Consider the following 7,719-nt stretch of genomic DNA (forward strand, 5'->3'; position numbering starts at 1 on the left):
AACCCACGACAATTTGCGCATTCGGGCGACTCTCCTCTAGCATTGTCGCCCCTAAACCCGAGGTCTGCCATGCCCAAAAGAACCGACATCTCTTCTATCATGATTATCGGGGCTGGCCCCATTGTCATCGGCCAAGCCTGTGAATTTGACTATTCGGGAGCCCAAGCCTGTAAAGCCCTTCGAGAAGAAGGGTATCGCGTCATTCTGGTCAACTCGAATCCAGCCACAATTATGACCGATCCAGAGCTGGCAGATGCGACTTATATCGAGCCCATCACCCCCGAGATTGTGGCCAAGATCATCGAAAAAGAGCGCCCCGACGCCTTGCTGCCCACGATGGGCGGACAAACCGGATTGAACACCTCGCTCGCCTTGGAAGAAATGGGCGTGCTGGAAAAATTTGGCGTTGAAATGATTGGGGCCACGCGTGACGCCATTGAAATGGCCGAAGATCGCAAACTGTTTCGCGAAGCCATGGATCGTCTTGGCATCGAAAACCCGCGGGCAACCATTGTGACCGCACCCAAGAATGAGGATGGCAGCGCCGATTTGGATGAAGGCGTGCGTCTCGCTTTGGAAGATCTGGAAGACATCGGGCTTCCTGCGATTATCCGTCCGGCCTTTACCATGGGCGGCACAGGCGGCGGCGTGGCATACAACCGCGAAGATTACATGCACTTCTGCCGCACCGGGATGGACGCCAGCCCTGTGAACCAAATTCTCGTCGACGAGAGCCTGCTGGGGTGGAAAGAATACGAAATGGAAGTGGTCCGCGACAAAGCGGATAACGCCATCATCGTCTGTTCGATTGAAAACATTGACCCCATGGGCGTGCACACGGGTGACTCAATCACTGTGGCCCCTGCCCTGACTTTGACGGACAAAGAATATCAGGAAATGCGTAACGGCTCTATTGCGGTCTTGCGCGAGATCGGCGTTGAAACAGGTGGATCGAACGTTCAATGGGCCGTGAACCCCAAAGACGGCCGGATGATCGTCATCGAAATGAACCCGCGCGTGTCACGCTCTTCTGCGTTGGCGTCCAAGGCAACGGGGTTCCCGATTGCCAAGATCGCGGCCAAACTGGCTGTCGGCTTCACGCTTGACGAGCTGGACAATGACATCACCAAGGTGACACCTGCCAGCTTTGAACCCACCATCGATTACGTCGTGACCAAAATTCCAAAGTTCGCGTTCGAGAAATTCCCTGGATCGGAACCATATCTGACCACAGCGATGAAATCGGTCGGCGAAGCTATGGCGATTGGCCGAACCATTCACGAGTCGCTGCAAAAAGCGCTGGCGTCGATGGAATCCGGTCTGACCGGATTTGACGAGGTCGAAATCGAAGGTGCACCGGACAAAGCCGCCGTGATCATGGCCATTTCCAAGCAAACTCCGGATCGTATGCGTACGATTGCCCAAGCCATGCGGCATGGCCTGACCAACGCAGAAATCCAGAATACAACCATGTTTGACCCTTGGTTCCTTGATCGTATCCGCGAGATCGTGGACGCCGAAGACCACGTTCGCACCAACGGGTTGCCCGCTGACGCCGAAGGCTTGCGCAAGCTCAAGATGATGGGCTTTACCGATGCACGGCTTGCCAAGCTGACCGGCTTTGCCGAGGCAGATGTCCGCAAGGCGCGCCATTCTGCTGGCGTCACAGCCGTCTTTAAGCGGATCGACACCTGCGCGGCAGAATTCGAAGCTCAAACTCCCTATATGTATTCCACCTATGAAGCACCGATGATGGGCGAAGCCGAATGTGAAGCCCGCCCAAGTGATCGTAAAAAGGTGGTGATCCTTGGCGGTGGCCCAAACCGGATTGGTCAAGGGATCGAGTTTGACTATTGCTGCTGTCACGCCTGCTATGCGCTGACGGATGCTGGGTATGAAACCATCATGGTCAATTGTAACCCTGAAACGGTTTCGACTGATTATGATACATCTGACCGCTTGTATTTTGAGCCTTTGACATTTGAACATGTCATGGAAATCCTGCGCGTCGAGAAAGACAACGGCACGCTGCACGGTGTGATCGTTCAGTTCGGCGGTCAGACACCTCTGAAGATCGCTCAGGCCCTGCAAGATGAAGGCATCCCAATTCTTGGCACGACGCCAGATGCCATTGACCTTGCCGAAGACCGCGAGCGCTTTCAGGCATTGGTCAATCAACTTGGGCTGAAACAGCCCAAGAACGGCATTGCATCTACAGACACGCAAGCCCTTGCTATTGCTGATGACATCGGCTTTCCGCTGGTTATTCGCCCGTCGTATGTTTTGGGCGGACGTGCCATGGAAATCGTGCGCGACATGGCCCAGTTGGAACGCTATATCGCCGAAGCGGTAGTCGTGTCGGGCGACAGCCCCGTTTTGCTGGACAGCTATCTCGCAGGTGCGCTGGAATTGGATGTCGACGCCCTGTGCGATGGCAAAAACGTCCATATCGCAGGTATCATGCAGCACATCGAAGAGGCGGGGGTACACTCGGGCGACAGCGCCTGTTCCTTGCCTCCGTATTCCTTGTCTCGTGACATGATCAAACGCATCGAGGTCCAAGCGCATGATCTCGCCATTGCCCTGAACGTTGTTGGCCTGATGAATGTGCAGTTTGCGATCAAAGATGACGAAATCTATCTGATCGAAGTCAACCCGCGCGCCTCTCGCACCGTGCCATTTGTCGCCAAATCCACCGACAGTGCGATTGCGTCCATTGCGGCACGATTGATGGCAGGAGAACCGCTCAGCAACTTCCCGCTGCGTGCACCCTATAACGAAGGTGACGATATTTCGACACCACAGCCAATCGCCGACCAAATGACGTTGGCTGATCCCAATATGCCGTGGTTCTCAGTCAAAGAAGCGGTGATGCCCTTCGCACGGTTCCCCGGCGTTGATACAATTCTCGGTCCAGAGATGCGCTCAACCGGTGAAGTTATGGGATGGGATCGCTCGTTCCCGCGGGCCTTCCTCAAGGCACAACTTGGCGCAGGCATGGAGCTGCCCAATTCAGGCAAGGCGTTTATCTCGATCAAAGACGCAGACAAAACACCTGATATGCTAGAGGCTGCCAAAGTGCTTGGCGAAATGGGCTTTGGGATTGTTGCCACAGCCGGCACAGCCAGCTGGCTGGCCGAACAAGGTGTGGCATGCGATCAGGTGAACAAAGTGTATGAGGGTCGCCCAAACATTGTGGATACGCTTAAGAACGGCGAAATCTCATTGGTGATGAACACCACCGAAGGGGCACAGGCCGTCAACGACAGCCGCGAAATCCGATCTGTCGCGCTTTATGACAAAATCCCCTACTTCACGACAGCAGCCGCTAGCCACGCAGCGGCGTTGGCAATGAAAGCCCGCGAAGAAGGTGATCTCGAAGTGCGCAGCCTTCAGGGCTAAGCGCTCAGCTCGTCATCAAAGCATCACTCATTTGGCAGCCAGAAGATATTACGTCTTCTGGCTGCCTTATTGTTTGGAGGTTATCCAGCCTACGCGTCGTTTCCGATATGCTTGGCCAAACAGCGGCGCACCCAGAGACTGAGGTCTCTTTGCACCTCAAGTTGGGGCCCGTCATTGTCAGACATGTCTATTTCGCTGAGTGTTTTGACGTGAACCGCTAATCGTCGTGATGACAGGCACCGAGAAATTTGAGCAGTTTGCAACGTACCGTCTGAGGGTGAAAAACCACTCTACGCCCCGATTTTTTCAAAAATTTAAACTCGTTAAGCTAAATAATTGCAGACGCTTGGACTGACAAATTCCTGACCAAAATGCCGGATCGAGCTTGTGAAGCTGGAAAGTGAGGTGGCTCTATGCACCTTGCGCCCTGAGGTTGGAATTGTAGTTCGAAAATATGATCGCCGCAATGATCGCCAAAGACCCCAAGGCCTCATACACACCAAAGGCTTGGCCGCTCAACACTGCGCCAGAAATCACTCCCGAGATAATTTCTAACGTTAGCAGGCTGGTCAACTCAGAGGGGCGTAAAATGTTTGCCGCCCAAACCGTGCCAAACATGACCGGCGCCAAGAATAGGATTCCGGTGGCGAGAGCAATAAAGTTTGCCCAAACATCACTGCCCATAGACACTGTACCCTCAGGGCCAAAAAAATAGACTGCCCCCAACCCAAAACAGGTCGACGAGACCACCAGCACAAATGTCACGGTGGCTGTTGCAGATTTTGGCGTGCCATGCGCCAAAGCTGCTCCAATAGAAAAAAAGAAACCAGACAAAAGCGCCAACAAATCCCCACTGCTGCCAATAGCCTTGAAATCAAGGGAAAATCGATGAATCGTAACAATGCCAATCAGCATGAGAGCGATGACCCCAAAGTCATATAGGGCAAAGCGCCGGCGGCAGAATACGACCTCAATAATAATGCTCCATGCCAGTGCGAGATAGAATAAAAGCATCCTGTGGCCGCAGGACAACTTGCACCGACTGGGAGACTTTTACAGCCATCGGAGCGTAGCAAGCACGGGGATCTGGTCGTTCATTTTGAGTTGGAAAACCAACAACACCGAGCGCAGTTGGTCGAGGGGAGTAGTTGCCTTGCCCAAGCCTATACCACACAGATCGGAGGAACGCTGCAAGATAGCTTTCTCGGTGAAATTATCCAGGCCTTCGGTGTTGAGAAGGCCTTTATCATGAGAATGAAAGTCTGGGTTTCCTTGGTGGTCGGCGTCGGCGTTCTGCTGGACAGCAACTGAACACCGAATGAGCATGCGTCATCTTGGTCGTTTTTGTCTAAAATCTTTGGCTTCTTGAGCAGTGAAGTGGCCGAGGCAAATCAGAAAGTGGACTAAGGTGTATCCCAAACCTTTGAGGCCTAACCGCCTCCCCTTGACCTGCCACCCACGGCCTCGACCAGAGGCAGTGCACGCCGGCCATTCATCACAGTAGAGGCCCCGCTGAAAACCAAAGTCATATGGGCTCATGGCCGACTTGCGGCAACGCAGAGAACTCCTCGATTTCAAGCGAATGCGGATGTCGGTTTTCAACGTTGCGGCTTGATCGGTTCGCACCTGCGCAAAATGGCCACTTCCCGCCCTGCGTGCAGATCGGCCATGTCTGCTTTGGGCTGGCTGCCGTCATCTAGCGGCTGGGAACTGGCGCGGAAACGCTGCGACCCTGCTGCCGCGCCGCCGCAAGGCAGCTTTGAGCCCAAACCGACTAAAACTATGTAGTGCAGCACGCAGCCTGAATGAGGATAGACGGGCTGCTGAGAGCGAAAGATCAGTCCTCTACGGCTATCTTAAGCTCTCTGTTGAACAGTTGATATCCTGCAAGAAGTTGGGTCACGAAGTTCACAGCATAGGGGTTATCGACAATCTCATCTGATTGGGTGAACAGCGTTTTGTCTCCACAGGCTTCAACCGCGTATATATGATTGTCATGCCCGCCGCCGAGATCAGCGGGGAACGGATCAGACCACCCGATTTTTTCACCATCTTCAAAGATCAGCGTATGTGGAATTTTATTTGAAATCGGGCGTCCCGCATCATCAACACCAAACAGGAAAGTAACCACCACGCTGCCGCCACTTTCAATGTCACCGGTCATTCCTTGCAGGGTTCCAGTGCTCCAGGTCGGCATGGTCTCAAAATTGGTCAAGGTGGCCCAAACTACGGCAGGTGCCGCGTCGATCAGGATGGATGTGTTTATGGTGGCATGGGTGGCGCTGAGCTGAGCAATGCCGCCGCGCATCATCGCGTCGTCGCAGGCTAAATTTGAATTTTGGCCTGATCCGTCGGCCAACACTGGCGTGCTGAGAGAAGTCGCAAGAAACGTTGCGGCGACGCAGGTGGATTTAATGATGCTAGATCGTGTCATGTTCACTCCTGTAATTGATGATTTTGTATCTAGGGCGCAAACGGCGTATCGTCCTGCCAGATCCTCTGACATACATGCCTATTCCTCTAAAGATGCGTATTTTTCGTGATCTCAAACAGCCTACTTGCTAGGAGGTGATGAGGGAGTTTTCCATGCCACAAGACAAATTGCATCGCCTAGCGAAACAATATGAAATCAATCAAAATAGCGGCTTACCGGCATATTTGAATGCTGCTCATGTTTTTGGCCGTGAAGAGGTCAGTGAGTTTGAGACCATTCTTTACAATCCCTTCATCTGCCTAATCCTTCAGGGAAAGAAGGAAATGATCATTGGAGAGAAAGCCATTTCCTTGGTGCCGGGTGACGCGTTTTTGGTTAGCCACGACTTGCCCGTCACCGCGAAGATCCTGGAGGCTAGCCCAGAGGCTCCGTACCGTGCATTGGTTTTTGCGTTGGATCTGGGAATCTTGCGTAGCCTTTACGAGCAAGTCGGCGAAGCGATCTCAGCGGAAGCTTCGGCAAGTGCCCTATCGGCCACCGTAGCAGACCCCGCCTACATTGCGCCCATGGCGCGTTATCTTGAATTGATGGATTCGCCGCTGGACGCACAGGTGCTTGGCCCGATGATCGTGAGAGAGATTCACTTTCGTTTGGTGATGTCTCCTATCGGCGGGATGTTGAGGAATCTTCTTTCGGTCAACAGCCATGCCAGCCGAATTGCCAAAGCTATAATACAGATCAGAAACAAGTTTCGTGAACCGTTAATCGTGGCCGACCTTGCAGAGATCGCGGGGATGAGCCCGTCCTCCTTTCATGAGCATTTCAAGTCCGTGACAGGCACAACGCCGTTGCAATACCAAAAAGACCTGCGGATGATTGAGGCGCGTGAAATCATTATGCGAGGTGCGTGCTCAGTTTCGACTGCGGGTTTTGAGGTCGGATATGAAAGCGCCACGCATTTCAGTCGCGACTATTCTCGTAAGTTCGGTTGCCCGCCTAAACATCACCTTGCGCAGGCTAAATGACGGATCACGATGTGCTCATCTTAGCGGCTATTGCCGGAGGAGGCGAACGGCAACTGCGTCCCGCAGTGCTGCCCTCTGGCCAGCAAAAATGCTGCGCAATGCGTCGAACGGCTGCTTCGGGGAAGCTACGATGCAGCACCGGGACATCTCGCCAAGGTCCGGTTTGGGCCGAAAGCACCAGTTGGCGCTACTCCAATGAAGGGCTGCTTTGTTCTGCATTTCCGCTCCTCTCGCTCCCCAAAAAACCGAGCCAACCTTCGTATCTATATCGATAGAAATCGAAGGAGCTTACCCCATGAAAACCTTATCAGCCCTCGGCGTTCTCGCCGGGGGTTTTCTTTTGACCCCACCACCGAGAGCCGTGCTGACGACGATGCTCTGGGTCGTTTCTCGTTCCCACCCCGCCGTCTCAGCGCTGGTTCTGCTGGCCTTGGTCTCTGCTTGGAGGTCCGATGATGATTGAATTGAACCTCGGCGACACGGTCGTCATCCGCGCTGGCGAAGACTGGCCTGAGCATCTGTTCCGGGTCGCCTATGTGTTTGATGACTGCGTTGGCGGCTACTCTCTCACAGGACCACTGGCGGGCGAATACGGCGAGCCCGACTTCGACTTAGTCCTACGGGTCCACGCCAGCGCTGACTAAACCTAATCCCCAAAACAAAAAAGGAGGAGACCTATGTCTGCTCCTTTTTTGTTTTGGGGATCGGCCTAGTCGGCCTTTGAGTGGACCTTCAGCACTAGGTCGAAGTCAGGCTCGCCGTATTCGCCAGCCAGTGGTCCGTTCAGTGAGTTGGACCTGTCGCGTTTTAGTGCCGCCCCAAGTGCTCGTTTAAGCCACCTTTCGTTCGAAGGCGACA

General features: G+C 53.8%; 6 protein-coding genes. 4 read left to right on the forward strand and 2 right to left on the reverse strand.

Features of this window, described 5'->3' with window-relative positions; translation table 11 throughout:
• Positions 1-69 precede the first annotated feature (69 nt).
• A complete protein-coding gene (gene carB, locus FAP39_RS04930) occupies positions 70-3,402 on the forward strand; it encodes a carbamoyl-phosphate synthase large subunit (RefSeq protein WP_138015268.1) in 3,333 nt (1,110 codons plus the stop codon).
• A gap of 411 nt (positions 3,403-3,813) precedes the next feature.
• Here the strand turns inward: carB and FAP39_RS04935 are convergent, their stop codons facing one another.
• Entirely contained in the window at positions 3,814-4,416 is a 603-nt protein-coding gene (locus FAP39_RS04935) for a DMT family transporter (RefSeq protein WP_138015269.1), read from the reverse strand.
• Positions 4,417-4,419: 3 nt separating this feature from the next.
• Here FAP39_RS04935 and FAP39_RS04940 point away from each other — a divergent pair, with 3 nt between their 5' ends.
• Positions 4,420-4,713: a hypothetical protein gene (locus tag FAP39_RS04940; protein WP_138015270.1), complete on the forward strand. Its 294-nt coding sequence runs from the start codon at positions 4,420-4,422 to the stop codon at positions 4,711-4,713.
• A gap of 526 nt (positions 4,714-5,239) precedes the next feature.
• Here FAP39_RS04940 and FAP39_RS04945 read toward each other — a convergent pair.
• The gene (locus FAP39_RS04945; protein WP_138015271.1) at positions 5,240-5,908 is read right to left on the reverse strand and encodes an SRPBCC family protein; all 669 of its coding nucleotides are present in this window, start codon (positions 5,906-5,908) and stop codon (positions 5,240-5,242) included.
• An 80-nt stretch (positions 5,909-5,988) separates the two neighbouring features.
• Between FAP39_RS04945 and FAP39_RS04950 the strand changes: the two genes are divergently transcribed.
• Together FAP39_RS04950 and FAP39_RS04955 are read left to right on the forward strand one after the other, a co-directional pair.
• A complete protein-coding gene (locus FAP39_RS04950; RefSeq protein WP_138015272.1) occupies positions 5,989-6,861 on the forward strand; it encodes an AraC family transcriptional regulator in 873 nt (290 codons plus the stop codon).
• 452 nt (positions 6,862-7,313) lie between these two features.
• Complete coding sequence (locus tag FAP39_RS04955; RefSeq protein WP_246058938.1) at positions 7,314-7,505, forward strand: hypothetical protein; 192 nt, start codon at positions 7,314-7,316, stop codon at positions 7,503-7,505.
• Positions 7,506-7,719: the final 214 nt, after the last annotated feature.

It is taken from the genome of Shimia litoralis (assembly GCF_005518135.1).
GTDB lineage: Bacteria > Pseudomonadota > Alphaproteobacteria > Rhodobacterales > Rhodobacteraceae > Shimia_E > Shimia_E litoralis.